The 335-nt window shown below is 61.8% G+C and carries 1 protein-coding gene; it reads left to right on the top strand.

Annotated elements, in window-relative coordinates; genetic code table 11:
* Positions 1-19: 19 nt before the first annotated feature.
* A partial coding sequence (locus tag J4D28_RS30325) for a helix-turn-helix domain-containing protein (RefSeq protein ID WP_256587755.1) occupies positions 20-335 on the top strand: 316 nt, incomplete at its 3' end.

The raw sequence follows: 335 nt of genomic DNA on the forward strand, positions 1-335 counted from the left end.
TCGTGACTGCGGCAAACGCATGGAGACTGTCAGTTGGCTGGATCGCTATGCCCGTATGACGCGCCGCTTGGCCGATGCGGTGATTCAAGCCTGCGAGCGCCTTCCCACGTTACACGTGGCTCAACTGTTTGGGTTGCATTGGGACACCGTTCGGCTGCTAGAGCGTCGCGCCTTGCAAACGGCATTGAGCGATCTGCCGAAGGCGCAACCACGGCGTCTGGTGATGGACGAGTTCGCTCTGTTCAAGGGCCATCGTTACGCCAGTGTGGTGCTGGATGCGGATACACGACGAGTGCTGTGGATCGGCGAAGGCCGCAGCCGTGCGGCGGTCAGGC

Origin of the sequence: Pseudomonas sp. GW531-T4 (genome assembly GCF_017349615.1) — a bacterium.
GTDB classification, from domain to species: Bacteria; Pseudomonadota; Gammaproteobacteria; order Pseudomonadales; family Pseudomonadaceae; genus Aquipseudomonas; species Aquipseudomonas chlororaphis_I.